This window comes from Thiothrix sp. UBA5583 (genome assembly GCA_002425225.1).
GTDB classification, from domain to species: domain Bacteria; phylum Pseudomonadota; class Gammaproteobacteria; order Thiotrichales; family Thiotrichaceae; genus Thiothrix; species Thiothrix moscowensis.
The window spans coordinates 18,419-43,086 of sequence record DILV01000003.1; the positions used below are offsets into that span (position 1 = coordinate 18,419).

A 24,668-nucleotide genomic window follows, 5' to 3' on the forward strand; every position below is an offset into this window, starting at 1 on the left:
GGGCGGCCTTGAGTGCCGCCCTTTTTATGAGAACAACGCTTGTAAACATTGCAGGTATTGTTTTTCGTCTGGCATGGTCTGGTTGCGTTGCGCCAGCCAGATGCTTTCTGCCAGGCAATCCATCATGCGATGTTCCGCTTCGAGTATGCCATGACGGCTAGCAAGTTGCTGGTGGATAGCACTGATGCCTAGCGGACGGTTGGTGGCAACCTGTTCACGGATACCCAGATGCAGCCCCATGTGCAGGAAGGGGTTGGTGTTGCCATTCTCAGGCAGATAGTCGCGTTGTAGGGCTTTGTCAGCCTGCTCCAGCAAGGTGTGGTATTCCGGGTGTTCGGCAATCACTTGCGCGACACTTTGTTCCAGTGCATCCATCGGCAATTTCTGGCGGAATTTATGCCAGCATTGCAGGTAATAGCGACGCATCGAATCACGGTCATTGCCAAACATCAGGCAGTTTTCTCCTTGAAATCACACAGGTCGGCAATAATACACTGCCCGCATTTGGGGTTGCGTGCCACACAGGTATAACGCCCGTGCAGGATCAGCCAGTGGTGCGCATCCAGCAAATAGGCTTTGGGGATGTGTTTGAGCAAGCCTTTTTCGACTTCCAGCACGTTTTTGCCGGGGGCAATGCCGGTGCGGTTGGCGACGCGGAAAATGTGCGTATCCACCGCCATGGTCGGTTGGCGGAAAGCAGTGTTGAGGATCACGTTCGCCGTCTTGCGCCCCACGCCCGGTAAGGCTTCCAGGGCTGCACGGTCGTCGGGGACTTGCGAGTGGTGCTTTTCCACCAGCATCCGGCAGGTTGCGATAATGTTTTTCGCCTTGCTGTTGAACAGGCCGATGGTCTTGATGTAATCCTTCAGCCCTTCCTCACCCAGTGCCACAATGGCTTCCGGGGTATTGGCAACCGGAAACAGTCTGGCAGTCGCCTTGTTCACACCCTTGTCGGTGGCTTGTGCTGACAGGATTACCGCAATCAGCAGTTCAAACGCGCTGGCGTATGCCAGTTCAGTGGTAGGGTTAGGGTTGGCACCATGCAGGCGGCGGAAGATTTCCTCCCGCTTGGCTTTATTCATGCCGCCTCACCCGCAGTAGCAGACGGTGCAGCCGCTACCGTAGCCGCTTTGGGTGCTGGTTTGCGCAGCCGCTGGTCGATGGAGTTCTTCATTGCTACCAGCAAACCCAGCCCGATGAATGCGCCCGGTGGCAAGGCTGCCAGCAGCAGGCCGTGGAAATCCTTGCCGAAACTGATTACCCAGCCGCGTGCCGCCTCACCAAACATGAGGTGTGCCTGTGAAAACAGCGTGCCGTTGGCAACCAGTTCGCGCATCCCGCCCAGCACCATCAGTACCAGCATGAACCCGATGCCCATCATCAGGCTATCCAGCCCCGCCCGCACTGGCTCGTGTTTGGAGGCAAACGCTTCGGAACGCCCCAGCACCGCGCAGTTGGTGACGATCAGCGGGATGAAAATGCCGAGGATATTGTACAAATCGTGGAAAAACGCTTTCATCAACATGTCGATAATGGTGACGTTGGCAGCAATAATCAGGATGAAGGTGGGGATGCGGACTTCCTGACGGATAAAGTTGCGCACGGCGGATACCGCCACATTGCTTGCCAAGAGTACGATGATGGTGGCTAGCCCCAGCCCCAAGCCGTTGACCACGTTGTTGGTGACAGCCAGCAGCGGGCATAGCCCCAGCAATTGCACCAGACCGGGGTTGTTACGCCACAGCCCTTCCAGGCTGAGGCTGCGGAACTCGTCACGGCTCAGGTTGACGGGTTCCAGCTTGAAGGTGGGCAACTTGATCATGGTTTTATCTCCGTAGCCGGGTTGGCGAACGCACTGGGCAGGTTGTTTTGCGCCCATACCAGCACCCGTTTGGTGGCATTGACCACCGCACGCGGGGTGATGGTTGCGCCGCTGAACTGGTCGAATTCACCGCCATCCTTACGTACTGCCCAACCCTCCAGCGGGGGTGAGCCGATAGCTTTGCCGGTGAAACGGGTGATCCAGTCGTCTTTCTCGGTTTCGATTTTGTCACCGAGACCGGGGGTTTCCTTGTGGGTAATGACACGTACCCCGGCAAGGGTCTGGTCAGTGTTCACCGCCACCAGCAGGCGGATATTGCCGCTGTATCCGTCGGGCGCGCTGGTTTCAAACAAGGCTGCTACCGGCTGGCCTTGCTGGCGGGCGCGGTAGACTTTGACGGGTTCTGCACTGCCGAAATCCTGTGCAGGAAGCTGGATGTTGTCCTTGACCGGATCGTTGTCGTAACGTTGCGGCTGCACCAGCGCATTCAGGCGCTCCAGCGTGGCCAAGCGTTCGTTTTCCTCAATTTTGGGCTTGGTCAGGCCGAAAATGAACGACAGTGCCACCGCACCGCCCAGCGCAAACCCAGCCAGCAGCAGGGCAGGCTTGGTTACGTCTTTGAAAATCGGGTTATCCAGCATCCTGTAAGCCCTCAAGTCCCGTAAACCCGTGGTTGGGTGTAATGGTCAATCAGCGGAACCACCATGTTCATGATGATGACCGAGAATGCAACGGCATCCGGGTAGCCGCCCCAGGTGCGGATAATGTAAATGAACAGGCCAATGCCTGCTGCATAAATCAGCTTGCCGCGTGGGGTGGTGCTGGCAGTCACCGGGTCGGTGGCGATGAAGAACGCACCCAGTATCGCTGCCCCGCTGAACAAGTGAAACAGGGGTGAAGTGTATTGCGCTGGGTCGATTATCCAGAACATGCCAGCGATCAAAACCAGTGAACCCAGAAATGCTGCCGGGATGTGCCAGCTAATGATGCGTTGCCGTAGCAGCCACAAACCGCCCAGCAACCACGCCAGATTCACCCATTCCCAGCCTCTGCCGCCCAGCCAGCCAAAGGTTTCCTTTGCATAAATATCCATCAGGGGTTTATGCGTCCGTAAATCAGTTTTGACGGTATCCAGCGCAGTGGCTGCACTGAATCCATCCCAGCTTGCCGGGCTAGCACCACCAAACACCAGTTGCATGGTCTGCTCGAAACCGACCTGCCCAAACCCGGCATCCAGCGGGGCTGGCCAAGCCGTCATTTGCAAGGGGTAAGACACCAGCATCGCCGCATACCCCACCATCGCCGGGTTGAACGGGTTGTAACCCAGCCCACCGTACAAATGCTTGGCAATTACCACCGCAAACAGCATCGCCGCCGCCATCAACCACCAGGGCGAATAAGCCGGAAGTGCCACCGCCAGCAGCCAGGCCGTGACAATCACGCTGTAATCGAGCAGGAACGGCTGGATCGGGCGCTGACGCCATTTCAGCATGATAGCTTCAAATCCTAACCCGAAACCAATCGCCAGTACCCAATTGGTCAGCAAGCCCCAGCCGAAGAACCACAACAACAGCAAGGTGCCGGGGATCAGGGCATACAACACCTGCCGCATGACCTGACTGACATCCAGCGGGGCGGTGGAGGTGGAATGGGAAGCAAACATCATGCGGGGTTATCCTGTTGGGCTGCGGCCTTCTTGGCTTGGGCGCGTTCCAGTGCGGCCTGGATAGCGGCTTTCTTGCCGTCATCGGTGCTGGTTTGTGCCTGTTCCCTGTGCTTGGCGAGCTTTTCGGCTTTTTCGCGCTTGGCACGTTCTTGCCGTTCCAGCCGGAACTCGTGGCGGTCGCGGGCGATTTCAGCTTTGCGCTTGGTGTCACGCTGGGTGCGGATTTCGGCTTTGGCAAAACGGTAGTAATCCACTAGCGGGATGTGGCTGGGGCAAACGTAAGCGCAGCAGCCGCATTCGATGCAGTCGAACAGGTGCAGGTTTTCGGCCTTGTCGAATTCGCGTGAACGTGAGTACCAGTAAAGCTGTTGTGGCAGCAGGTTGGCGGGGCAGGTTTCCATGCAGCGTCCACAGCGGATGCAGGGCATGGCGGGCGGCACGGGTTTGGGCTGTTCCACCAGAATGCAGTTGGTGGCTTTGACGACCGGAATTTGCGGGTTGTTGAGGGTAATGCCCATCATTGGCCCCCCCATGAGCAAGCGGTGGACGGCTTGGGTATAACCGCCAGCCTGTTCAATTAGGTGCTGGACGGGGGTTCCCACTGGCACATTCAGGTTGCAGGGCTTGGCGATGCCGGAGCCGCTGACGGTGACGTAACGCTCAACCAGCGGCTCACCTAGGGCGATAGCGCGGTAAATGGCACGGGCAGTGGCAACATTGTGGCAAATCATGCCGATGCTGGCGGGTCTGCCGCCGCTGGGGACTTCCTTGCCGGTGAGGATTTTGATCAACTGCTTTTCGCCGCCCGTGGGGTACAGGGTGGGGACAGGGATTGCCTGAATGCGGGTGTCGCCGCTGCTGGCAATGGCGGCTTGCATGGCAGCAACGGCTTGTGGCTTGTTGTCTTCAATCCCGATCAGGCACTGCTGGGTGTTGATGATGTGCATCATGATCTGGATACCGGCGATGATTTCCTCCGGCTTCTCACGCATCAGGCGGTCATCGCAGGTGATATAGGGTTCGCATTCCGCGCCGTTGATGATCAGGGCGCTGATGGGAATATTGTCGTGGACATTGAGTTTGATTGCCGCCGGGAATACCGCGCCGCCCATGCCGACGATTCCGGCAGCGCAGATGCGCTTACGCAAGACTTCGCCATCCACTTGGGTATGGTCGGGGTAGGGTGTCATGCGGGCATTGCCCCAGTCATCCTTGCCGTCGGGCTTGAGGATGATGCACAGGTCGTTGAGACCAGAGGGGTGGGCAATCGGACGTTCTTCGATGGCGGTAATCGTGCCAGAGGTGCTGGCGTGTACCGGCACTTTCATGAAACCGTTGTGTTCCGCCAGTTCCTGCCCCTTGTAGACGTAATCACCAGCCTTGACCGTCAGGTTGGGCTTGTAACCCATGTGCTGCTGGAGCGGGATCACCAGTTCGGCAGGCAGCGGGATGTCGCGTGCTGGCGATTGGTTGGAATCTTCCTTGTGGTAATCCAGATGCAGGCCGCCGTGGATGTTCCAGAGTTTACGCAGGGTCTGGATCATGAAGCCACCTTGCCGTTGGCTGTCGCATCGTTGGCGGGCTGTTGCGTCAGTTTGAATACGGGGTAAGGCCATTTCCAGGAGGCGGGTTCGAGCTTGAGCGGAACCATGGCAATGCAATCGACCGGGCAGGGTGGTAAGCACAGCTTGCAGCCGGTGCATTCGCTTGCAATGATGGTGTGCATGTGTTTGGCAGCACCGACGATGGCGTCTACCGGGCAAGCCTGGATGCAGAGGGTGCAGCCGATGCAGGTGTTTTCGTCGATGACTGCGACCAGTGGGACAGGTTCGGCAGCATCGGCATCCAGTGGGATAGCTTCCACCCCCATCAGTTCGGCGATGGCCTTGACGGTGTTTTCGCCGCCGGGGACGCACAGGTTGACCGCAGCTTCGCCCTTGGCAACCGCTTCGGAGTAAGGGCGGCAACCGGGGTAGCCGCATTGCCCGCACTGGCTTTGGGGCAGCAGGGCGTCAATTTTTTCCGCGACAGGGTTGCCTTCCACCTTGCAACGGATGGCGGTGTAGCCCAGCAATGCGCCAAAAAACAGGGCCAAGCCGCAAATGACCAGAATTGCCATTAACATGGTGCGCTTATCCTTTTACCAGACCGGAAAAACCCATGAAGGCTAGTGCCATCAACCCGGCAGTGACCAGCGCGATGGCACTGCCCTGAAAGTTTTGCGGCACATCTGCCGCCGCCAGCCGTTCGCGGATACCGGCAAACAGGATCAGGGCGAGGGTGAACCCCATGGATGCGCCGAAGCCATACAGGGCTGACTGGATGAAATCGTGGGTTTCCTGCACGTTCAGCAGCGCCACACCCAGCACTGCGCAGTTAACGGTAATCAGTGGCAGGTAAATTCCCAGTACGTTGTACAGCACCGGGCTGCTCTTGCGCATCACCATTTCGGTGAAACCGACCATTGCGGCAATCACCAGAATAAAGCTGATGGTGCGCAGGTATTCCAGCTCAAACGGAATCAGCAGGTAATGGTCTACCAGATAGCTGACAACGCTGGAAAGCGTCAGCACGAAGGTGGTGGCCATGCCCATGCCGAGCGATGCTTCCAGCCGTTTGGAGACGCCGACAAAGGAACACAGCCCCAGAAAATGGGACAGCACGAAGTTGTTGACCCAAATGGTGCTGACAAGGATCAGGAGGTATTCACTCATGGTATTAAGGTTTCAGGCATCCGGTTGCAGACAAACAATGAGGTGGCGCATTGTGCCACAGCTTTCCGTTTATAACCTACAGCAAAGCTACGGCATATGATAATTGTCAGAAAGATCATGCTACTATTGCTGCCTTAAGATATTTTTATTGCAAGCTTGTTTTGACCTGAGAGCTAAATTAGTTCATCATTATATTATAAAATATTGAGAATATTTCTCAGAGAAATTGAACGCTTTTGTACTGGAGAGCGACAAACAGGCGTTTTGTGTGGAAGGATACAAGCAACATGGGCAGATGTTGTCTGTATCCTCCTAGCGGTTGGGCATCCCTCGGGATGCCCTTTTTTACTTTCATCGACTGCTCAGTTCGACTGCCAGATCAATGGCTGCTTGCAAACTACCCGTTTCTGCCTGCCCGGTACCTGCCAGATGCAGGGCAGTGCCGTGATCAACCGATGTGCGTATGATGGGCAAGCCTAGCGTGATGTTGATGGCTTTGCCGAAACCGACATGTTTCAGTACCGGCAAGCCCTGGTCATGGTACATGGCAAGCACCGCATCAGCTCCTTGCAGGTTGCGTGGGGTAAACAGGGTGTCTGCCGGTAGTGGTCCGCTCAGGTTCACGCCTTGTTGTTGCAGTTTCTGAATCACCGGGATGATGACATCCAGCTCTTCGGTTCCCAAATGCCCACTTTCGCCTGCATGGGGATTGAGGCCGCAAACCAGAATATGTGGGTTGGCAATGCCAAACTTTTGCTGCATGTCATGTTGCAAAATGACCAATACCTGTTCCAGTAAGGCCGGGGTGATGAGTGAACTGACCGCGTGTAACGGTACATGGGTGGTTGCCAGTGCAACCCGCAGTTTGTCAGCCGTGAGCATCATGACCGGCAATGGAGCCTGGCTCAGTTCTGCCAGAAATTCTGTGTGCCCGGTAAACGGAATGCCAGCATCATTGATAACCCCCTTGTGCAACGGGGCTGTCACCATCGCAGCAAATTCTCCACTCAAGCAGCCTTCGGTCGCACGCTGTAGGGTTTGCAGGACGTAATCGGCATTTGCCGGGTTCAGTACGCCGGTTTCTACTGGCACATGACAGGCAATAGGCAGGATGCTGTATTCGCCACATCGGGTGGGTTTCATCTGGCTGTCAGGAGTGTAATGTCGCATCTGTAGGCTTATGCCGAGTTGTTGCGCTCGTGCTTTCAATACGTCAGGGTCAGCAATGATCACCAGTTCAGCAGGCCATTGTTGTGCCTGCAACAGCATCAGGATGATGTCCGGGCCGATTCCGGCAGGTTCTCCTGCGGTGATGGCAATACGTGGCAGGTTGTTATTACTCATAACCATATATGCGTTCTTGTAACAGGTTGCGGGTGCTACTGCCGAAATTGCCCAAGCCTTTCAGCTCAAATTCAATGAAGACTGCATTATCCTTGGTCTGGTTGTCGGGCAGCAGGTAGTTGCGGGCGGCAATCCGGGTTTTCCAGCAGCAGCTTTCGTATTCTGCCCCGAGGACGGTTTCCAGATTGCGTTCATTCAACAAATCCCGTTCCACGCTGCCGACAGCTTTCCACTGAGGTTTGACCGGCACGGAAAACGAGACATTGGCAGATTCAAAGTCATCCTTGCGCTGGGCATAGCCAACGTTAAGGATGCGCTTTTTGTCGTCCTTGTAACGCAGCCTGACTTCACCTGCGGCGACTTCGGATTTGTCATTATCCCAGTAGGCTGTGCTGCTGATCTGGGTGCGTCGGTTGATTTGCCCGGCAGCTTCTAATACCAATTCCGAGCGGTCGCCCTGTTGGGGTGTTTCATTGGGCATGGTGACATTGCGGTCATCGAAATGATACATCTGCCCGATACTGGCGCGGAACAGTTCACTCCCAGCTTTTGGATCCTGGATCCGGGTGGTCAGGGAGGCAGAAATACGGTTGGTGTCACCAATGCGATCCTTGCCTGTAAAGCGGTTTTCGGCAAACAACTGGTTGTAACTCAGGCTGCGTTCGGAAGAGTCAAAGATGGGGATGGCACTTTGATCCTTGTACGGTGTGTAGGTGTAAAACAGGCGTGGTTCCAGCGTCTGGACATACTGCCCCTGTTTGACATTACGTTCGAAAACCAGTCCTGAATCAACACTGGCAGTAGGTAAGGTGCGGCTAATTTTGGTGTTGTCTGCATCATCCAGCCGGTATTCCGTGTGGCGCATTGTCAGGGATGGCTTGATGTAGCTGGCATCGTTGGCAAACTTTTTGCTGACCCGTGCCTTGAGGTCAAGACGCGAACCGTTGGTGCTGGTATCACTGGCGGTGAAGTTAGTGTATTCACCTTCAGCACTCAGATCAAGCCCGCCGGGTTTTTGGGTAGGGTTATATTTCAACTGCAACTGCGGAAGGCGGGCATGGGGGGATGTACCGCCATCCAGTACCTGATAATTTTGCAGCATGGTGGAGAATGTCCAGTCCTTTTCCTGGGTATGGTATTCCAGACGACGTTCAAGGTTTACCACACTGGTTGCTTCCAGTGAGTTGCCCAGATCAACGAAATACTGATCGTCGGATACCCCTTCAGCCTTGAGCTTCAGGGTGGAACGGTTGTTGATCCGGGTATTGTCTTCCAGTTTGTAGTAATAACGGTTGTTTTCTATCGTGCTAACCCGGTCATCGGGCAATAGCACGTAATTGACGGAACCGGTATGTTTGTCGGTCAGGTAACGGAATTCACTGCCTACCTGGATACCCCGGCGGCTAAGCAGCGTCGGTGTCAAAGTCAGGTCATAATTGGGGGCAAGGTTGAAATAATAGGGGGCGCTGATTTGCAAACCGGATTTTTCATTAGTGCCGATATTGGGCCAGAGAAAGCCGGATTTGCGTGCATCTGTCAGGGGAAAAGACAGGTATGGCAGGTACAGCACAGGGGTATTGCGTATTTTCAGGGTGACATTGCGGGCAGTTCCCTGTTCCTTGTCATGCTGCAAGCGAATGTCTGGCGAGTTGAAACTCCAGTCAGCCTGCTCAGCAGGGCAGGTTGTATAGCTGGCTGTTTCCAGACGGGTCAGGTCGGGGTTTTCCTGCACAATCCGCTTGCTTGAACCACGCCCTTCAGCGGTTTTCATCTGGTAGCGGGCATTGTGAATTTCCCCTGTATCATGTGTGAGGTTGTATTGCAGCCGGGAGCTTTTGACCTGCATGGAGGGGGTTATGAAATTGACATTGCCGACACCGCTGATATTGGCAGTAGCCTGATCATAAGTTGCCTTGTCTGCGTGTAGGGTTTTGTCTTGCTGGGAAATATGCACGTTCCCGGACATTTCTGACGTGCCGCGCTCACGGAACAGGGCTGTATCAGCTTCAATATAAACAGCCCCAGGGGTAAGGCCAGCAGGGCGTTGCGAGGTATCAGCATAGGTATCAGGCACAGGACACACCATCCAGTGTGACTGGGCAGCAGCGACCAGCGGGCTGCAACAAAAGCCAGGTAACAACAGGTGAATAACGGATTTAGGCAGTGAATTTACCATGTGTCCAATGTGGTGGCCTCGAAGCACGCTAACATCGCATACTCTGTCAACAGACTCAATGCCAATTGGCGGAAACCCGTTTGTGTCGATGCTACCCATCCACAACTTTAATGCAATTCTTGTATTAAACACCTGGCTGAAATTGTTTACAGCAATTCCATAACGCGCTAGAGTGTCCCGGTTATGATGCGGTTGCATGGCGAGGTGTAATCGGTATAAGCTGCTATTAAGTGTGTTTTAATTACCCAGATACAAGCTGAGCAGCCATTAGTGCCTTTTTGGTTTGCCAGATGACGTGTTTGTGGTAATAATTAATAAACTGAATATCTACATCCATTAAATTTTTATATAATTGTCTTGAATTGGTTGATGATTGCTCAGATAATGCTATTCATCGAGTGTCAAGTAACAAGTCATCCGTTTCTTATGAGAGTTGAGGGAGTGTAAGGATGAGAGCTGAATATGGTAGCGGTTCTACGGGTGTCATCGTAACTGGACGTGATAAAACCGAGCAACAACAGACGGCAGGGCGTCAGATGCAGGAAGATGATTTTAATCAGAGAAGAGGGCGCGGGCGTCCAAAAGGTGCGACATCCAGTACGCTTGCTGAAGTGCGCGAGCAAGCGGCGGAGGAAAAACGTAAACTCAAGGACGATTTGAATCATAAACTCAACCAGTTGCGTGAACAGCTTGAGAATGTGGAAGCCCGATACAAGGAAGAAGTCCGTGAGTTGCAGGAGGCATTGAAAGCCAGTGAGCAACGCGAAGCCTTTTTCCGTACAGCTTTGGAAGACCGTTTGCAGATTGTTGCTGACCACATCCACAAAAGTCTGATTGATTGGGCAGATGCGGAACTGGAAGAAGGGCAGATCACCCGCCGCAAGCGGGGGCGTCCGCGCAAGACCTTCAAGTAACAAAATGCTGCCGGGTTTTTGTTACCTGGTAGTTAGTAAGCGCTCCAGTATTTTCTGGTAAATAATAGCAAGGGCGTTCAGATCATCGACTGAAACGCATTCGTTGATTTTGTGAATGGTCTTGTTGACTGGCCCTAGTTCCATCACCTGTGCTCCGGTTGGCGCAATAAAGCGTCCGTCTGATGTGCCGCCGGAAGTCGACAGTTCTGTTTCCTGACCACTAAAGGCACGAATCGCTTCCACACTCGCGGCAACCAGATCGCCGCGTGCAGTCAGGAATGGGTTGCCGGACAATGACCATTGCAAGCCATAGTCAATGCCATGACGGTTGAAGATGGTTTCCACCGCCTCACGCAACCCCGCTTCCGTCTGTTCGGTGGAAAAGCGGAAATTGAATTCCACTGTCATTGCCCCCGGAATCACGTTGTTTGCCCCTGTCCCGCCCCGGATATTGGAAATCTGGAAGCTGGTCGGCGGGAAAAACTCATTACCCTTATCCCATTCAATACTGACCAGTTCAGCCAGTGCTGGCGCTGCCCGGTGGATCGGGTTGTCTGCCAGATGCGGATAAGCCACGTGCCCTTGCTGACCGTTGACCGTAAGAACACCATTCAGTGAGCCGCGCCGCCCGTTTTTCACCACATCGCCCACGCAGCAGGTACTGGAAGGTTCGCCGACCAGACACCAGTCGATTTTCTCGTGACGCTGTTCCAGCACTTCCACCACCTTGACCGTGCCGTTGACGGATGGCCCTTCCTCATCACTGGTGATCAGGAAAGCAATCGAACCCTGATGGTCGGGATTTTCACGTACAAAGTTTTCACAAGCGACGGTGAAAGCGGCAATGCTACCTTTCATGTCGGCAGCACCACGCCCGTACAGCATTCCGTCACGGATTTCCGGCTGGAACGGGTGGCTGTCCCAGGCTTCCAGCGGGCCAGTGGGCACGACATCGGTGTGCCCGGCAAAGCAGAATACCGGAGAGGTATTGCCACGGCGCAACCATAGGTTGTCTACTTCACCAAAACGCAGGTGTTCGGCGACGAAACCGAGCGGGGCAAGCCGCTCTGCCAGCAATTGCTGGCAACCCTCATCCAACGGGGTGACAGAGGGGCGGGAAATCAGGTCGATGGCAAGATCAAGAGTAGCAGACATGTCGCAAAGCCTTTGTTATTAATTCTGAAACAGTTGTCGATAAGAATCTGGTGAGAACCCCACCACATGGCGAGTCCCTAAATCCAGTAGAGGGCGTTTGATGATAGACGGGTTTTCTTCCATGACCGCCAGTGCCAAGGTTTCGTCCATATTGTCACGGGTTTCTTCCGGCAGCTTGCGCCAGGTTGTACCCTTGCGGTTGACCAGCGTTTCCCAGCCGAATTCGGCTGTCCAGTCGCGCAGCCATACCGGGTTGAGGCCATCCTTGCGGAAATCGTGGAAGGTGTAGGGAATGCCACGTTCTTCCAGCCAGGCACGGGCTTTTTTCACTGTATCGCAGTTGTGGATGCCGTATAGGATGGCGGTCATTTGTCGTACCACTTGTGATAGGAACGGCGTTTGCCCGCCCGTTGGGTAATGACACCTTCGATGTGTTCAAGCCCGCTGATTTCGATACGCTGGTAGGCATCGTTAAGTGCCACCAGCCAGTGCTTGCCATCAATAATGCGCAACTGGCGGAAGATGTATTCGCTCTTGTCGTCGACCGCGAACACATACGCGCCGTCACGCACCACGCCGGTCGGGTCGATAATGATGATACAGCCTTGGGCAAATTCCGGTTCCATGCTGTCGTCGATGACTTGCAGGGCATAGGGTTCGGCTTCGGCACAACTGCCAAGTTCGCCCATGCCGCCACTTTGCTTGAAATTGACGGGCTGCCCAAGGCTTTGCTTGAAAGTTTCAACGCTGATGCGGGTTTCGGACATGATTTAACCCTCCACAGGGGTGTTGCGGCTGAATTCGCTGGCAACCACATGGCGCTGTGGTTCGTACCAGTGCAGTTTGTCATGCAGTTGCACCACTTCGCCGATAATGGTCAGGGTGGGGGCACGTACCCCGCTGTCTTTCACCAGTTGCGGCAAAGTGGCAACCGTGCCGATGTGGACGCGCTGGTTACGGGTGGTTCCCTGTTCGACCAAGGCTGCCGGGGTGTTGCCGGAACGCCCGTATTCCTGCATTTTCTGGCTAATGACTTCGATGCCGGTCAGCCCCATGTAAAACACCACGGTCTGGTTGGGCTGGGCTAGTTGCGTCCAGTTAAGGTCAATCGTGCCGTCCTTCAGATGCCCGGTGGCAAAGGTGCAGGATTGCGCATAATCGCGGTGGGTGAGCGGGATACCTGCGTAGGAGGAGCAGCCGGAAGCGGCAGTGATGCCGGGCACAACCTGGAAGGGCACGCCGTTTTCCGCCAGCGTTTCGATTTCTTCGCCGCCACGCCCGAAGATGAACGGGTCGCCACCTTTGAGGCGTAGCACGCGCTTGCCTTGCTTGGCGAGTTCCACCAGCAGGTCGTTGATTTTGTCTTGTGGGACAGCGTGGTTGGCCTTTTCCTTGCCAACATAAATGCGTTCGGCATTCTGGTTAGCCATGTCCAAGATCGACTTGGATACTAGCCGGTCGTACACCATCACATCAGCCTGTTGCATCAGGCGCAGCGCCTTGAAGGTGAGCAAATCCGGGTCGCCGGGGCCTGCACCGACCAGGTAGACTTCGCCCATGGTCTGACCATTGGGATAACTGGCAAGCATATCATCCAGCAGGCGGCGAGCGTCTTGCACATGACCGGCATACACCAGTTCGGCAAACGAGCCTTTTAGTGCCTGTTCCCAGAAAGCCTTACGCTGATTTTCCGGCAAACGCTGTTTCACGATGTCGCGGTATTCTTCGGTAATGCCTGCCAGCTCACCGCATTGGGAGGAAATCATGGTTTCCAGCCGCATCCGCAATTGCCGCGCCAGCACAGGTGATGCACCGCCGGTAGAAACCGCCACGATCACGGGGGAACGGTCAACCACAGAGGGTACGATGAAACTGCATAGTGCCTGATCATCGACCACATTCACCGGAATATGACGGGCATTCGCTAGAGCGGCGACATGGGCATTGACCTTGGCATGGTTGGTGGCAGCAATGATCAGGAATTTCCCTTCCACATCACTGTCGGCAAATTCGCGGGCATGGTGGGTGACGTTCTGCCCACTGAGGGTATTACCCATTTCGGCGGTAATTTGCGGTGCTACCAGCGTGACATGTGCACCTGCCCGTAGCAGGCTGTCTACCTTGCGTTCGGCGACCTTGCCGCCACCTACCACCAGGCAGGAACGCCCGTGCAAATCAAGAAAAATAGGAAAACGATCCATTAATCACCTAAATTATCTTCAATTACCCCTCACCCCCCAGCCCCCTCTCCCTCAAGGGGCGAGGGGGAGTAAAGAGGGTTTTTGCCCCTCTCCCCTTGAGGGAGAGGGGTTGGGGTGAGGGGTAAATCACTGCCGTTTGGGGCGGCTTTCGTAGTGGACAACGCCCTTGACCAGCTCGCCATACGGGAAACCGGCAATGTTAGCGTATTTTGACAAGGCGATGTTGACCAATTCGTCGATGTCCTGCACGGTTTTCTCGCCTGCCCGTGCCGGAAACAGCAGCAGTTGCAAGGCCAGTGTGCCACCTGCTTGCACCTTCAGTTCCTTGTTGTGGGGCAAGGGGCCGTCGATGAAGGTTTCACGCAGGGCAAAGCGGGATTTTTCGCGCAGGGTATTGAGGAATTCCGTGCAGTTGGCAAGACTAGTGGCTGACAGGCAACCCACCCCTTCGCGGGTCGCCAGCAGGAACCGCTCCTTGCGGCTGCAATCACAGCGACGGTTGTTCAAGGCTTTCTCGAATACGCAGCGCTGGGTGTTGATTTCCCGGTAAACGGCGCGGAACTGGTCTTCATCCATACGTCAAACGGACTCGCTATTATTTTTCCCATTCCATCAGGATGGGTTTTTCACGGTGTTCCAGCAGACGCTCTTCAGCCTCCAATTGGCTGGCGGCAAGAATCAGCTTGTAAGTGGCTCTGTCAGCGGGTTCCTGTTGCGCCCGTAGGTTACGCGCGACTTCGCGGGCTTCCTTGTAGGTTTCGCAGGTTTGCTGCAAGTCCAGATTTTTGATCAACTGGGTTGGTTGGGTAATGCGGAAAACGTAGTAGGGCATGTGTTCTACCTGTCACAAAACAAGAACGGCAAAGGGGTTATTTCCCCATGAATGCGTCAAGATTATCGGGCACGGTGGGTAAATGCCAATAGTACGGATGGGGTGGTGGAAATAACCGGGCAACTGTTATTCTTGGGCATTCATCAACAAACACAAGGCGAGTGCCATGAGTGCCAGACTTCCCGTGATTGCCAGTGATGCAGCCTTGCACCAGCAAATGCAGGCATGGCGGCGTGACATCCATCAGCATCCTGAAACGGCTTATGAAGAATTCCGCACCAGCAAGGTGGTGGCAGAACGTTTGCGCGAGTTTGGGCTGGAAGTCCATACGGATATTGGTGGTACAGGTGTGGTTGGAGTATTGCGTGGCAAATACGCCGGTGACAGGCATGTTGGTCTGCGGGCCGACATGGATGCCTTGCCCCTGACCGAACTGAATACCTTTGCCCATGCTTCCTGTCATCATGGCAAAATGCATGGTTGCGGGCATGATGGGCACACCACCATGTTGTTGGGGGCGGCGGCAGCGTTGGCAGAAAACCCGGAATTTGCCGGGGCAGTGTATTTCATCTTCCAGCCTGCCGAAGAAGCATGGGCAGGGGCGAAACGCATGATTGAGGAAGGGCTGTTTACCCGCTTCCCGATAGAGGAAGTGTACGGGATGCACAACTGGCCGGGGATTCCGACAGGGCATTTTGCGGTACATCCAGGCGCAGTGATGGCTTCCACTGATTCGTTTGACATTGAAATTACCGGTAGGGGTGGTCATGCGGCGATGCCGGATACCCTGACCGACCCGGTGCTGGTTGCCGGGCACATCATTACCAGCGTGCAAAGCATTGTTGCCCGTAACCTGCGCCCGGTAGACAGTGGTGTGGTCAGTATCACCCGCATGATTGGCGGGAGTGCGTATAACGTCGTGCCGGAATCCGTTACCTTGCACGGTACAATCCGCACACTGGCAGAGGCACAACGCACACTGATCAGGCAGCGCCTGCAAACCCTGGTGGAACACACCGCGCAGGCATTTGGGGCAACTGCTGTGGTCAAGTTTACGCCTGGTTATCCTGCGACTATCAACCGTCCAGCGAATGCACAGACCTGTTATCAGGTGGCGGTGGAACTGGTGGGCGAAGCCTGTGTAGAGTGGAATCCACCGCCAAGCATGGGGGCTGAAGATTTCGCCTACATGCTCCAGCAGCGTCCGGGGGCTTATATCTGGATTGGCAACGGCGATGCGCAGGAAAGCCGTCCGTTGCATAATCCGCATTACGATTTCAATGACAGGATTTTGCCGTTGGGAGCCAGTTACTGGGTGCGGCTGGTACAAAACTTGTGTAGCTGAACAACCTGGAGAATCATGCAAGTCCTCCTGTATAACGAACTGAATCCTGACAAGATCAGCGGCTTTGCCAAATGGCGGGCTTTCATGGAAGCAGGTGATCTCAAGTCAGCCGATGTCAAAAAGATTGGTGACAACCTTTACCGCGCTCGTCTCAATCGCAGTGATCGTCTGTTGCTGGCTTTTTACAGCCATGCAGGGGAACGTTATGCGCTGGTGCTGGAATACCTGAAAAGCCACGACTATGCCGGTTCCCGTTTCCTCAGTCACGGCGTAACGGTGGATGAAGACAAAATACCGCCGCTGACACAGTTGCCGGAAGACGTGCCTGCACTGGCGTATGTCAATCCGCAACATCCGCATTTTAACCTGCTGGACAAGATCATTTCGTTTGACGACACCCAGCAGGCTGTTTTCAGCCTCAAGCCACCCCTGATCATTATTGGTTCGGCAGGCAGTGGCAAAACGGCCCTGACGCTGGAAAAGCTCAAGGCGTGTGCTGGTGACGTGTTGTACGTCACGCTCTCGGCTTATCTGGTCAAAAACGCCCGCGATCTCTATTACGCACACCAGTATGAAAACCCGCAACAGGTGGTCGATTTCTTTTCTTTTCAGGAGTTTCTGGAAAGCATTCAGGTTCCTTATGGCAAGCCAGTAACATTCCGTGAGTTTGCCGCCTGGTTCAGCCGTTTGCCACGCCCCGGCATCAGGGATGCCCACAAGCTGTTTGAGGAGTTCCGGGGGGTACTGACTGGCCCTTCGGTAGAGTCAGCCTGGCTGACACAGGAAGAATACCTTGGCCTTGGGGTCAAACAGTCCATTTTTCTGGAAGAAGAGCGTCCGCTGGTTTACGACATTTTCAGCCGTTATCTGGCATTTTTGCAGCATAATCACCTGTATGACAGCAATATCCTGAGCCACAACTATTTGGAGCGGATTACGCCACGCTACGATTTTGTGGTGGTGGATGAAGTACAGGATTTAACCAATATCCAGTTGTTCCTGATCCTCAAATCCTTGCGTAATCCGGTACATTTTCTGTTGTGTGGTGATTCCAACCAGATTGTTCATCCCAATTTCTTTTCATGGAGCAAGGTCAAAAGCCTGTTTTATACCCATGATGAGTGGGATGAAGCAGGTTTGATCCAGATCCTGCGTACCAATTACCGTAATTCCCCGCAGGTAACGGCCGTTGCCAACCGCTTGCTGTTGCTGAAAAATGCCCGGTTTGGCTCTACCGACCGGGAAAGCAGCTATCTGGTGCAAAGCAATGGGCATGTGCAGGGCAGTGTGCTGTTTTTGCAGGATAAGGAGAATATCCGTCGGGAATTGGACAGCAAAACCCACGCCTCCACCCGTTTTGCGGTGGTGGTGATGCATGACTGGCAAAAGCAGCCTGCCAGTCAGCATTTCAGGACACCACTGGTGTTTTCGGTACAGGAAGCCAAAGGGCTGGAATACGAAAACATCATTCTTTACAACTTCCTCAGTGATGAAAGCAAGCGTTTCCGCGAAATCAGCGAGGGTGTCAGTCATGAGGATGTGCAGCAGCAGGAACTGAAATACGCTCGCGCCAAAAGCAAAACCGACAAATCGCTGGAAACCTACAAGTTTTACATCAATTCACTGTATGTGGCGCTGACCCGTGCAGTACGCAACCTGTACTGGATTGAAGCTGAACCCAGACAACGCCTGCTGGATTTGCTCGGTTTGCAGGATGCGCAGGCAAGTCTGGATCTGGATGCCCAGGGATCCAGTCTGGATGAATGGCAACGTGAAGCCCACAAACTGGAGTTGCAAGGCAAACAGGAACAGGCTGAACGCATCCGCCGCGAAATTCTTCAACAGCAAGTACCAGACTGGGATGTATATGCCGGTGAAACACTCGACAAGCTGTATAACCAGGCCATGACGGGTGACAAGAAAGCCAGGCTGGCTCTATTTGAATACGCGCTGGTGTATGAAGACCGCCGTTTCCTGCATGACCTTGCCGTGCGTGATTTCAAACCGGCGCGGCATCCTGCCAATGGCCTCAAGCAGCTCCAGCAGAAATATTACCTGCCATACCAGAGCAAGCATCCGGTTGTGTTGCGCAACCAGTTCAAACGCTTCGGGGTGGATTTTCGTAATCCGTTCAACCAGACGCCGTTGATGGTGGCGGCATGGCTGGGCAACACAGGGCTAGTGGCTGAACTGGCGGAGCAGGGGGCGGATACGGAAAGCGTTGACAATAACGGTTTGACCGCTTTCCAGATTGCACTGAACCAAGCCAGCAAGGACAACAAATATGCCCGTCAGTATCTGGCAGCCATTTACCAGCAACTGGAACCGGCTAGCCTGAGTATCCAGATTGATGCGAAATTACTCAAGCTGGATAGCAGCAGCATGGAGTTTTTCCTGCTGAACCTGATGATAGGGCTGTTTTACCGGGTATTGCCTATCAACATGATGCGTTGCGGGGCGTTTTCGGCGCAGACCTTGCAGGACGCCATCAACCATTTTCCGTCTGAGGTGTTGCCGGAAAAGCGCAAACAGCGGGCATATATTTCCAGCATCCTGTCAAAGAACGAGATGTATGGTAAAGACCGTTACAACCGCAAGCTGTTTTACCGGGTCAAGCAGGGGCACTACCTGTTCAACCCGACCTTGATGCTAAGGATTCAGGGGGAATGGCTCAATGTCTACAATTTGCTGGATATTGACCGGCTGGTGTACCTGCCAGCCAATACTCCAGCCTGGTGGGATAACCGGGAGCAGGCTTTCTATGATGATGTGCTGAACCGGGGGCGAGAGCAGGTCAAGAACCAGTTGCAACAGGTACGGAGTGAGATGCTGCAACAGGCGGTATCCATGTTGGAAGAGTTGTGCAAACAGCAGTTGAAACAGTTGTAGGCAGGCTGTTTTCCCTTGGACAGGCAGTAGTAAGTAGTAAAAAGAAAAGCGTGCCATGAAAACAGCAGCCAAACAGGGCAAGAAACGCTAAGCTTCAGGTGTAGCTATTAGGGTGGGGTGTGTCATGTTGTTATGGGTTAATACGGTTATCAGCCTGTTGGGTATTGTTTTGGGAATATTTGTCGCATCAGGCAGTGCCATCAGTATTGCCAATATGCAGGTGTCATGGGCTGCGTGGTTAATGGTTGCTGCGTTTGGCATTCCGGTGGCATTTGGTCTTTCCGGCATAGGGGCGTGGCTGGTTCACTGGTTCGGTGCGTCGCACTTGGTAATTTATTTGGTGGCATTTCCGTGGGTTTATTTTGTGCTTTTCATCGCAGCAATGCTGGCGACGTTTAAGTTCTTGGCTTAGCGTGCGTATTACCCTGTGGAAAAACGCTGGACATTGGGAAGGCGTTTCTTTTCATAGTATGATTCCCCGCCTTATTGGACACCACAGAGAATACTCATGACGACAAAAACTTTTCACCCGCCTGTTCGTACCCTGATGGGGCCGGGGCCATCCGATGTCAGCCCGCGCGTACTGGAGGCGATGGCTCGCCCCACCATCGGGCATCTTGACCCGGTATTCGTCACCATGATGGATGAGGTCAAGGAAATGCTGCAATACGCCTTCCAGACCCGGAATGACCTGACCATGCCGGTATCTGCTCCCGGCTCGGCAGGCATGGAAACCTGTTTCGTCAATCTGGTTGAACCCGGTGACAAGGTGATTGTCTGTCAGAATGGTGTATTCGGCGGGCGCATGAAAGAGAATGTCGAGCGTTGTGGTGCAACTCCGGTCATGGTGATGGACGACTGGGGCAAGCCGGTTGACCCCAACAAGCTGGAAGATACCCTGAAAACCCACCCGGATGCTAAAGTGGTGGCATTCGTACACGCAGAAACCTCCACAGGGGCACAATCCGATGCCAAAACCTTGGTGCAACTGGCACACCAGCATGACTGCCTGACCATCGTCGATGCTGTTACCTCACTGGGTGGTTCGCCGCTCAAGGTGGATGAGTGGGCAATCGACGCCATTTATTCCGGCACACAAAAATGCCTGTCGTGTGTCCCCGGCATTTCCCCGGTCAGTTTCAGCCCACGCGCAGTGGAGCACATCAAAAACCGCCGGAGCAAGGTACAAAGCTGGTTCATGGACATGAATCTGGTGATGGGCTACTGGGGGGGCGGCACGAAACGTGCCTATCATCACACCGCCCCGATCAATACCCTGTATGCATTTCATGAATCCCTCGTCATGTTACAGGAAGAAGGGCTGGAAAATGCCTGGGCACGTCATGCCCGTAACCATCAGGCACTGAAAGCCGGAATCGAAGCAATGGGTTTGCAGTTCGTGGTGGATGAAGCCTATCGTCTTCCACAACTGAATTCCGTTACCGTGCCAGCGGGAGTGGATGAAGCGGCAGTACGGGCGGAATTGCTCAACCGTTACAGTCTTGAAATCGGTGCAGGTCTGGGCGCGTTGGCGGGCAAGATCTGGCGCATTGGTCTAATGGGTTTTGCCAGCAACCAGAAAAACGTATTGAACTGTCTGGGCGCATTGGATGCGGTATTGTCTGATATGCAGGCTCCTATTCATTCCAGCATGGCAGTACGGGCTGCCAAAGCGGCATTCGACGCAGCCTGATGGTGTTTCTTCAGCCCCTGTTTTCTGGAGCAGGGGCTTTGGAAGCCGGGCTGATGGGGGTATTAAGCCTGATTTCTTCCCTGAGAAATTCCAAGTGTTCCAGCGTGGCGTAACCATCTGCCGGGAAACCTGAATCCATCTGCCAGCGGCGCAGGGCGGCACGGGTATTTGGCCCCAGTTTACCGTCTACGCCATCCGTACTGTAACCAGCGGTGGTTAGCAATTGTTGCAGTTCGGCTTTCTGGGTGTGGCTTAACGGTTTTTCATCGTCTGGCCAGGTTCCCAGTAGTGGTGTTTCCCCCCGGATACGGTCGCCCAGATGCCCAACTCCCAAGGCGTAGCTGTAGGCATTGTTGTATTTCAGGATGACCCGGAAATTCTGGAAAGCGAGGAACGCTGGCCCCCGATAGCCCGCTGGCAGCAGTACAAAGGCATTGTCATCACCATCGTTAGCAGTCAGTTGAGCGCTTGCGCTCACGACACCATTTTCTGCCGCCCAGACGCTGACAGGTTGCCAGATGTCAGGATCAGCTTGTTCCCAGGCAAAATTGACTGGCAAACTGGCTTCAATTCCCCAGCGACGCCCAGATTGCCAGCCGGATTGCGCCAGATAGTTGGCTGTTGAAGCCAGTGCGTCAGGAATGCTGTTGACCAGATCGCGCCGTCCATCACCATCGTAATCGACAGCATAGCGCTCAAACGTGGTGGGAATGAATTGGGTATGCCCGATTGCACCCGCCCAGGAGCCACGCAAAGACACCATCGAGATGTCACCCTTGTCGAGAATCCGCATGGCAGCCAGCAGTTGTTGCCGCCAGAAGTCACGGCGTTCCTCGGTTCCAGCGTAAGCCAGCGTTGCCAGTGCCCGCACGATGCTGCGCCCACCCCGGTTTCGTCCAAAATCGCTTTCCATACCCCAGATTGCCAACAGGTATTCCGGTTGCACGCCGTATTGCTGATAGAGGCGCTCTAGAAGCGGAGCATATTCATGGAGGCGGGCTTGCCCGGCAGCCACCCGATCATCGGATACGGCGCTTTCGAGGTATTCCCAGACAGGTTTGGTGAATTCGGGCTGATGGGTATCCAAGCGGAGAACAGTTTTATCCGGCAACAGGTCACGCAACGCGATGTCCAGTGTTTGCGCACGAATGCCCTGGGTGAGCGCAAGCTCCCGGAACTGGCTTTTCCAGCGGTCAAAAGCACTATCTGTGGCTGCTGTATAACCAAACAACATCACCGCCAGCACCAAAGTGGTCTGTACGAAACGCACCAGTTTTCGCCTCATTCGGCAATTCCAGACACTACGCTACACATCCGGTTATAATAACAGACTTGTCAGCAAGTACCTCAATACTTGGCAGTCAGTTACTGAATTTTCAGGAAAATTTTCATGTCAGAAGCAGTTTTTCTCGATCTTGGCAGCACCAGCCGTGATGACCTTGACCTATCACGCCTGCAAGCCGCTTGTGGCTCCCTTGCTGTCTGGCAACAGACCTTGCGGGGGCAGTGCCTGCACCATATTGGCAATGCCAGCATTGTTATCAGCAACAAGGTGATTCTCGACCGACCTCTGCTTCGTTCCCTCGCAACACAACTTGAACTCATCTGTGTTGCAGCCACTGGCACTAACAATATAGACCTGCAAGCTGCGCAAGAGTTTGCCATTCCCGTTGCCAATATCCGCGATTATGCCAGTCAGTCCGTTGCTGAGCATGTCATCGCCATGATATTTGCCTTGCGCCGCCAGCTACCAGCATGGCAACAAGCCTTGCAACGGGGTGAATGGCAACGCAGCCCGCATTTTTGCCTGTTGGACTACGCCATGCCGCAAGTGGCGGGCAGCACGTTGGCAATTATAGGACATGGCGTGCTGGGAAGGGCGGTAGAAAAACTGGCCTTGGCTGTAGGACTGCGGGTAATCATTGCCGAGCAGCCCGGTAATCCTGTCAGGGCAGGGCGGGTTGCTTTTGAAGAAGCCCTTGCTCAGGCTGATATTGTCAGTTTGCATTGTCCACTGACGACCACTACCCGTCACCTGATCAATGCCGAGCGTTTACGCCTGATGAAAGCGGATGCCATCCTGATCAACACGGCGCGGGGTGGAATTGTGGATGAAATAGCCCTGTTGCAGGCGCTCGAGGCAGGGCAGTTGGCAGACGTAATTACGAGCTGGAAAACAGGGCAGTTGCTCAACCGGGTGGTTTAAGCGCTATTTTTTGTTGCCAGCCGGGCGCGAAAAGGGGCTAACATTGCCACTGACGGAACCATCCAGAGCGTGGATCTTGCTAATTCCCGGTTTTTCGACTTCATCAATGCGGATGACGGAATGAATTGGGATAAAACTGCGTTTGACGGCATCAAATTCGGTTTTCAGGCGCTCTTCACCGGGGTCAATCACCACGCTGCTTTGCGTGCCGAAGACGATCTCTTCCACTACCACAAAACCGTACAAGTCGGATTCATACACCTGCCGGGCAAAGATTTCATATACCTTGTCCTGATTGACGAATGTAATGCGGTAGATACGGTCGCTGCTCAAGGTCTTCTGGCCTCACGAAAAAATGGCGTAGTTGTAACAGAAAACGCGGCACAAGTCACTTCCCGTGGTATTATGCCCGCCTGATGTGACAGCAAAGGAAGCGATTTTGGACGTTATCAATTACATGCAGGAAACCGGTCAGCAGGCTCGTGAAGCCGCCCGGATTCTTGTCAATACCGATACCAGCACCAAGAACAATGCATTGTTACACATTGCCGATGTGTTGCTGGAACGTGCCGACTGGCTGAAAACTGAAAATGCGAAAGACCTTGTTGCTGGTCGTGACAAGGGTCTGGATGCGGCGATGCTTGACCGCCTGACCCTGACTGACAAGACCATCGCAGGCATGGCAGAAGGTGTACGTCAGGTGGCAACCCTGGCTGACCCGGTGGGGACAATAACGGATCTTGCTTATCGACCTTCTGGGATTCAGGTGGGCAAGATGCGTGTGCCGTTGGGTGTGGTCGGCATCATTTACGAGTCACGCCCGAATGTCACCGTGGATGCGGCCGCCCTGTGCCTAAAATCCGGTAATGCCACCATTTTGCGTGGTGGTTCCGAAGCGATCCATTCCAACCAGGCCATAGCCAGTTGTGTGCGTGCCGGGCTGGAAGCCGCCGGTTTGCCAACAGCCTGCGTGCAAGTGGTGGAAACCACGGATCGTACCGCCGTCGGCGAATTGTTGCGTATGCCGCAGTATGTGGATGTCATCGTGCCGCGTGGTGGCAAGAGCCTGATCGAAAGGGTCAGCGCCGAGTCACGCATCCCGGTCATCAAACATCTGGATGGTATCTGTCATGTCTACATTGATGATCAGGCAGACATGGACAAAGCCATCAGGGTGGCGTTGAATGCCAAAACCCATCGCTACGGCGTGTGCAATGCGATGGAAACCTTGCTGGTTGCGGAAGCAGTTGCGGCTGAAGTCCTGCCACCGTTGGCAGAACAATACACAGCCAAGGGCGTGGAATTGCGCGGCTGTGAACGAACCCGTGCCATTTTGCCTGCCTGTATTGCTGCCAGCGAGGAAGACTGGTCGACGGAATACCTGGCTCCGATCCTCTCCATCCGTATCGTGGCGGACATGGCAGTCGCGATCAGTCATATCAACCATTACGGTTCCCACCATACCGATGCCATCATTACCGAAAACTACACCCGCGCACGGGCATTTCTGCGGCAGGTGGATTCCAGTTCGGTGATGGTCAACGCTTCCACTCGTTTTGCTGACGGGTTTGAATATGGCCTTGGTGCAGAAATCGGTATCAGTACCGACAAGATTCATGCGCGTGGGCCGGTTGGGCTGGAAGGGCTGACTTCCCAAAAGTTTGTGGTGCTGGGTGACGGACATATCCGCCAGTAATCCTGATATTTGATT

25 protein-coding genes are annotated in these 24,668 nt (G+C 54.4%); 7 read left to right on the forward strand and 18 right to left on the reverse strand.

The window, feature by feature from the left end; all coding sequences use genetic code 11:
• Positions 1-24 precede the first annotated feature (24 nt).
• The 10 genes from B2U47_RS00400 to B2U47_RS00445 all read right to left on the reverse strand — a co-directional run bounded on the left by B2U47_RS00400 (position 25) and on the right by B2U47_RS00445 (position 9,722).
• The gene (locus B2U47_RS00400; RefSeq protein WP_296674717.1) at positions 25-450 is read right to left on the reverse strand and encodes a DUF1841 family protein; all 426 of its coding nucleotides are present in this window, start codon (positions 448-450) and stop codon (positions 25-27) included.
• Positions 450-1,082, reverse strand: coding sequence for an endonuclease III (gene nth, locus B2U47_RS00405; RefSeq protein WP_296674715.1), 633 nt, complete (start codon positions 1,080-1,082; stop codon positions 450-452). The genes B2U47_RS00400 and nth overlap by 1 nt, the downstream gene beginning before the upstream one ends.
• Positions 1,079-1,822, reverse strand: coding sequence for an electron transport complex subunit E (locus B2U47_RS00410; protein ID WP_296674713.1), 744 nt, complete (start codon positions 1,820-1,822; stop codon positions 1,079-1,081). Before B2U47_RS00410 ends, nth begins: the two co-directional genes overlap by 4 nt.
• Positions 1,819-2,463, reverse strand: coding sequence for an electron transport complex subunit RsxG (rsxG, locus tag B2U47_RS00415; RefSeq protein ID WP_296674710.1), 645 nt, complete (start codon positions 2,461-2,463; stop codon positions 1,819-1,821). The genes B2U47_RS00410 and rsxG overlap by 4 nt, the downstream gene beginning before the upstream one ends.
• An 11-nt stretch (positions 2,464-2,474) precedes the next feature.
• The gene (gene rsxD / locus B2U47_RS00420) at positions 2,475-3,488 is read right to left on the reverse strand and encodes an electron transport complex subunit RsxD (protein WP_296674708.1); all 1,014 of its coding nucleotides are present in this window, start codon (positions 3,486-3,488) and stop codon (positions 2,475-2,477) included.
• Complete coding sequence (gene rsxC, locus B2U47_RS00425; RefSeq protein ID WP_296674706.1) at positions 3,485-5,032, reverse strand: electron transport complex subunit RsxC; 1,548 nt, start codon at positions 5,030-5,032, stop codon at positions 3,485-3,487. Before rsxC ends, rsxD begins: the two co-directional genes overlap by 4 nt.
• Positions 5,029-5,613, reverse strand: coding sequence for an electron transport complex subunit RsxB (gene rsxB, locus B2U47_RS00430; RefSeq protein WP_296674704.1), 585 nt, complete (start codon positions 5,611-5,613; stop codon positions 5,029-5,031). The genes rsxC and rsxB overlap by 4 nt, the downstream gene beginning before the upstream one ends.
• 7 nt (positions 5,614-5,620) lie before the next feature.
• Positions 5,621-6,202 (reverse strand): electron transport complex subunit RsxA, encoded by a 582-nt coding sequence (gene rsxA, locus B2U47_RS00435; RefSeq protein WP_296674702.1) that lies wholly within the window; start codon positions 6,200-6,202, stop codon positions 5,621-5,623.
• A gap of 351 nt (positions 6,203-6,553) precedes the next feature.
• Complete coding sequence (pdxA, locus tag B2U47_RS00440; protein ID WP_296683038.1) at positions 6,554-7,546, reverse strand: 4-hydroxythreonine-4-phosphate dehydrogenase PdxA; 993 nt, start codon at positions 7,544-7,546, stop codon at positions 6,554-6,556.
• Positions 7,539-9,722 carry an LPS-assembly protein LptD gene (locus B2U47_RS00445; protein WP_296674695.1) on the reverse strand — a complete coding sequence of 728 codons (2,184 nt, stop codon included), beginning with the start codon at positions 9,720-9,722 and terminating at the stop codon, positions 7,539-7,541. Before B2U47_RS00445 ends, pdxA begins: the two co-directional genes overlap by 8 nt.
• A gap of 449 nt (positions 9,723-10,171) precedes the next feature.
• Here B2U47_RS00445 and B2U47_RS00450 point away from each other — a divergent pair, with 449 nt between their 5' ends.
• Positions 10,172-10,636: a DNA-binding protein gene (locus B2U47_RS00450; RefSeq protein ID WP_296674692.1), complete on the forward strand. Its 465-nt coding sequence runs from the start codon at positions 10,172-10,174 to the stop codon at positions 10,634-10,636.
• A gap of 21 nt (positions 10,637-10,657) precedes the next feature.
• Here the strand turns inward: B2U47_RS00450 and dapE are convergent, their stop codons facing one another.
• The 6 genes from dapE to B2U47_RS00480 form a co-directional block, all read right to left on the reverse strand.
• Positions 10,658-11,791: a succinyl-diaminopimelate desuccinylase gene (dapE, locus tag B2U47_RS00455; RefSeq protein WP_296674690.1), complete on the reverse strand. Its 1,134-nt coding sequence runs from the start codon at positions 11,789-11,791 to the stop codon at positions 10,658-10,660.
• Between the two features lie 18 nt (positions 11,792-11,809).
• Positions 11,810-12,160: an ArsC family reductase gene (locus B2U47_RS00460; protein ID WP_296674688.1), complete on the reverse strand. Its 351-nt coding sequence runs from the start codon at positions 12,158-12,160 to the stop codon at positions 11,810-11,812.
• Positions 12,157-12,558, reverse strand: coding sequence for a S24 family peptidase (locus tag B2U47_RS00465; RefSeq protein ID WP_296674684.1), 402 nt, complete (start codon positions 12,556-12,558; stop codon positions 12,157-12,159). The genes B2U47_RS00460 and B2U47_RS00465 overlap by 4 nt, the downstream gene beginning before the upstream one ends.
• Positions 12,559-12,561: 3 nt before the next feature.
• A complete protein-coding gene (cysG, locus tag B2U47_RS00470; protein ID WP_296674682.1) occupies positions 12,562-13,992 on the reverse strand; it encodes a siroheme synthase CysG in 1,431 nt (476 codons plus the stop codon).
• Between the two features lie 126 nt (positions 13,993-14,118).
• The gene (locus B2U47_RS00475) at positions 14,119-14,568 is read right to left on the reverse strand and encodes a hypothetical protein (RefSeq protein WP_296674680.1); all 450 of its coding nucleotides are present in this window, start codon (positions 14,566-14,568) and stop codon (positions 14,119-14,121) included.
• Positions 14,569-14,587: 19 nt separating this feature from the next.
• On the reverse strand, positions 14,588-14,824 hold the full coding sequence (locus B2U47_RS00480) for a hypothetical protein (RefSeq protein ID WP_296674678.1): 237 nt from the start codon (positions 14,822-14,824) through the stop codon (positions 14,588-14,590).
• 166 nt (positions 14,825-14,990) lie between these two features.
• Between B2U47_RS00480 and B2U47_RS00485 the strand changes: the two genes are divergently transcribed.
• The 4 genes from B2U47_RS00485 (at position 14,991) to B2U47_RS00500 (ending at position 20,751) form a co-directional block, all read left to right on the forward strand.
• Complete coding sequence (locus tag B2U47_RS00485; protein WP_296674675.1) at positions 14,991-16,169, forward strand: M20 aminoacylase family protein; 1,179 nt, start codon at positions 14,991-14,993, stop codon at positions 16,167-16,169.
• A 15-nt stretch (positions 16,170-16,184) separates the two neighbouring features.
• Entirely contained in the window at positions 16,185-19,058 is a 2,874-nt protein-coding gene (locus B2U47_RS00490) for a UvrD-helicase domain-containing protein (protein ID WP_296674672.1), read from the forward strand.
• 124 nt (positions 19,059-19,182) lie between these two features.
• On the forward strand, positions 19,183-19,470 hold the full coding sequence (locus B2U47_RS00495) for a hypothetical protein (RefSeq protein WP_296674669.1): 288 nt from the start codon (positions 19,183-19,185) through the stop codon (positions 19,468-19,470).
• Between the two features lie 96 nt (positions 19,471-19,566).
• Positions 19,567-20,751, forward strand: a complete 1,185-nt coding sequence (locus B2U47_RS00500; RefSeq protein WP_296674667.1) for a pyridoxal-phosphate-dependent aminotransferase family protein — start codon at positions 19,567-19,569, stop codon at positions 20,749-20,751.
• Between the two features lie 10 nt (positions 20,752-20,761).
• On the opposite strand, the gene B2U47_RS00505 is transcribed toward B2U47_RS00500, so the two are convergent.
• Positions 20,762-22,036, reverse strand: a complete 1,275-nt coding sequence (locus B2U47_RS00505; protein ID WP_296674664.1) for a lytic murein transglycosylase — start codon at positions 22,034-22,036, stop codon at positions 20,762-20,764.
• A 105-nt stretch (positions 22,037-22,141) separates the two neighbouring features.
• Here B2U47_RS00505 and B2U47_RS00510 point away from each other — a divergent pair, with 105 nt between their 5' ends.
• On the forward strand, positions 22,142-22,957 hold the full coding sequence (locus tag B2U47_RS00510) for an NAD(P)-dependent oxidoreductase (protein ID WP_296674663.1): 816 nt from the start codon (positions 22,142-22,144) through the stop codon (positions 22,955-22,957).
• Positions 22,958-22,960: 3 nt separating this feature from the next.
• Here the strand turns inward: B2U47_RS00510 and B2U47_RS00515 are convergent, their stop codons facing one another.
• Positions 22,961-23,290 (reverse strand): DUF1820 family protein, encoded by a 330-nt coding sequence (locus B2U47_RS00515; RefSeq protein ID WP_296674660.1) that lies wholly within the window; start codon positions 23,288-23,290, stop codon positions 22,961-22,963.
• Positions 23,291-23,414: 124 nt separating this feature from the next.
• Between B2U47_RS00515 and B2U47_RS00520 the strand changes: the two genes are divergently transcribed.
• Positions 23,415-24,653, forward strand: a complete 1,239-nt coding sequence (locus tag B2U47_RS00520) for a glutamate-5-semialdehyde dehydrogenase (protein WP_414717827.1) — start codon at positions 23,415-23,417, stop codon at positions 24,651-24,653.
• Positions 24,654-24,668 lie beyond the last annotated feature (15 nt).

What these genes read in the sequence shown, in the direction of transcription:
- B2U47_RS00450 (WP_296674692.1), top strand. Translation starts at nt 10,172, where the DNA reads ATGAGAGCTGAATATGGTAGCGGTTCTACGGGTGTCATCGTAACTGGA.
- B2U47_RS00480 (WP_296674678.1), bottom strand. Translation starts at nt 14,824, where the DNA reads ATGCCCTACTACGTTTTCCGCATTACCCAACCAACCCAGTTGATCAAA.
- nth (WP_296674715.1), bottom strand. Translation starts at nt 1,082, where the DNA reads ATGAATAAAGCCAAGCGGGAGGAAATCTTCCGCCGCCTGCATGGTGCC.
- B2U47_RS00400 (WP_296674717.1), bottom strand. Translation starts at nt 450, where the DNA reads ATGTTTGGCAATGACCGTGATTCGATGCGTCGCTATTACCTGCAATGC.
- B2U47_RS00485 (WP_296674675.1), top strand. Translation starts at nt 14,991, where the DNA reads ATGAGTGCCAGACTTCCCGTGATTGCCAGTGATGCAGCCTTGCACCAG.
- rsxC (WP_296674706.1), bottom strand. Translation starts at nt 5,032, where the DNA reads ATGATCCAGACCCTGCGTAAACTCTGGAACATCCACGGCGGCCTGCAT.
- B2U47_RS00475 (WP_296674680.1), bottom strand. Translation starts at nt 14,568, where the DNA reads ATGGATGAAGACCAGTTCCGCGCCGTTTACCGGGAAATCAACACCCAG.
- B2U47_RS00510 (WP_296674663.1), top strand. Translation starts at nt 22,142, where the DNA reads ATGTCAGAAGCAGTTTTTCTCGATCTTGGCAGCACCAGCCGTGATGAC.
- rsxB (WP_296674704.1), bottom strand. Translation starts at nt 5,613, where the DNA reads ATGTTAATGGCAATTCTGGTCATTTGCGGCTTGGCCCTGTTTTTTGGC.
- B2U47_RS00465 (WP_296674684.1), bottom strand. Translation starts at nt 12,558, where the DNA reads ATGTCCGAAACCCGCATCAGCGTTGAAACTTTCAAGCAAAGCCTTGGG.
- B2U47_RS00445 (WP_296674695.1), bottom strand. Translation starts at nt 9,722, where the DNA reads ATGGTAAATTCACTGCCTAAATCCGTTATTCACCTGTTGTTACCTGGC.
- cysG (WP_296674682.1), bottom strand. Translation starts at nt 13,992, where the DNA reads ATGGATCGTTTTCCTATTTTTCTTGATTTGCACGGGCGTTCCTGCCTG.
- B2U47_RS00495 (WP_296674669.1), top strand. Translation starts at nt 19,183, where the DNA reads ATGTTGTTATGGGTTAATACGGTTATCAGCCTGTTGGGTATTGTTTTG.
- rsxG (WP_296674710.1), bottom strand. Translation starts at nt 2,463, where the DNA reads ATGCTGGATAACCCGATTTTCAAAGACGTAACCAAGCCTGCCCTGCTG.
- rsxA (WP_296674702.1), bottom strand. Translation starts at nt 6,202, where the DNA reads ATGAGTGAATACCTCCTGATCCTTGTCAGCACCATTTGGGTCAACAAC.
- rsxD (WP_296674708.1), bottom strand. Translation starts at nt 3,488, where the DNA reads ATGATGTTTGCTTCCCATTCCACCTCCACCGCCCCGCTGGATGTCAGT.
- B2U47_RS00500 (WP_296674667.1), top strand. Translation starts at nt 19,567, where the DNA reads ATGACGACAAAAACTTTTCACCCGCCTGTTCGTACCCTGATGGGGCCG.
- B2U47_RS00505 (WP_296674664.1), bottom strand. Translation starts at nt 22,036, where the DNA reads ATGAGGCGAAAACTGGTGCGTTTCGTACAGACCACTTTGGTGCTGGCG.
- B2U47_RS00490 (WP_296674672.1), top strand. Translation starts at nt 16,185, where the DNA reads ATGCAAGTCCTCCTGTATAACGAACTGAATCCTGACAAGATCAGCGGC.
- pdxA (WP_296683038.1), bottom strand. Translation starts at nt 7,546, where the DNA reads ATGAGTAATAACAACCTGCCACGTATTGCCATCACCGCAGGAGAACCT.
- B2U47_RS00410 (WP_296674713.1), bottom strand. Translation starts at nt 1,822, where the DNA reads ATGATCAAGTTGCCCACCTTCAAGCTGGAACCCGTCAACCTGAGCCGT.
- dapE (WP_296674690.1), bottom strand. Translation starts at nt 11,791, where the DNA reads ATGTCTGCTACTCTTGATCTTGCCATCGACCTGATTTCCCGCCCCTCT.
- B2U47_RS00520 (WP_414717827.1), top strand. Translation starts at nt 23,415, where the DNA reads ATGCAGGAAACCGGTCAGCAGGCTCGTGAAGCCGCCCGGATTCTTGTC.
- B2U47_RS00460 (WP_296674688.1), bottom strand. Translation starts at nt 12,160, where the DNA reads ATGACCGCCATCCTATACGGCATCCACAACTGCGATACAGTGAAAAAA.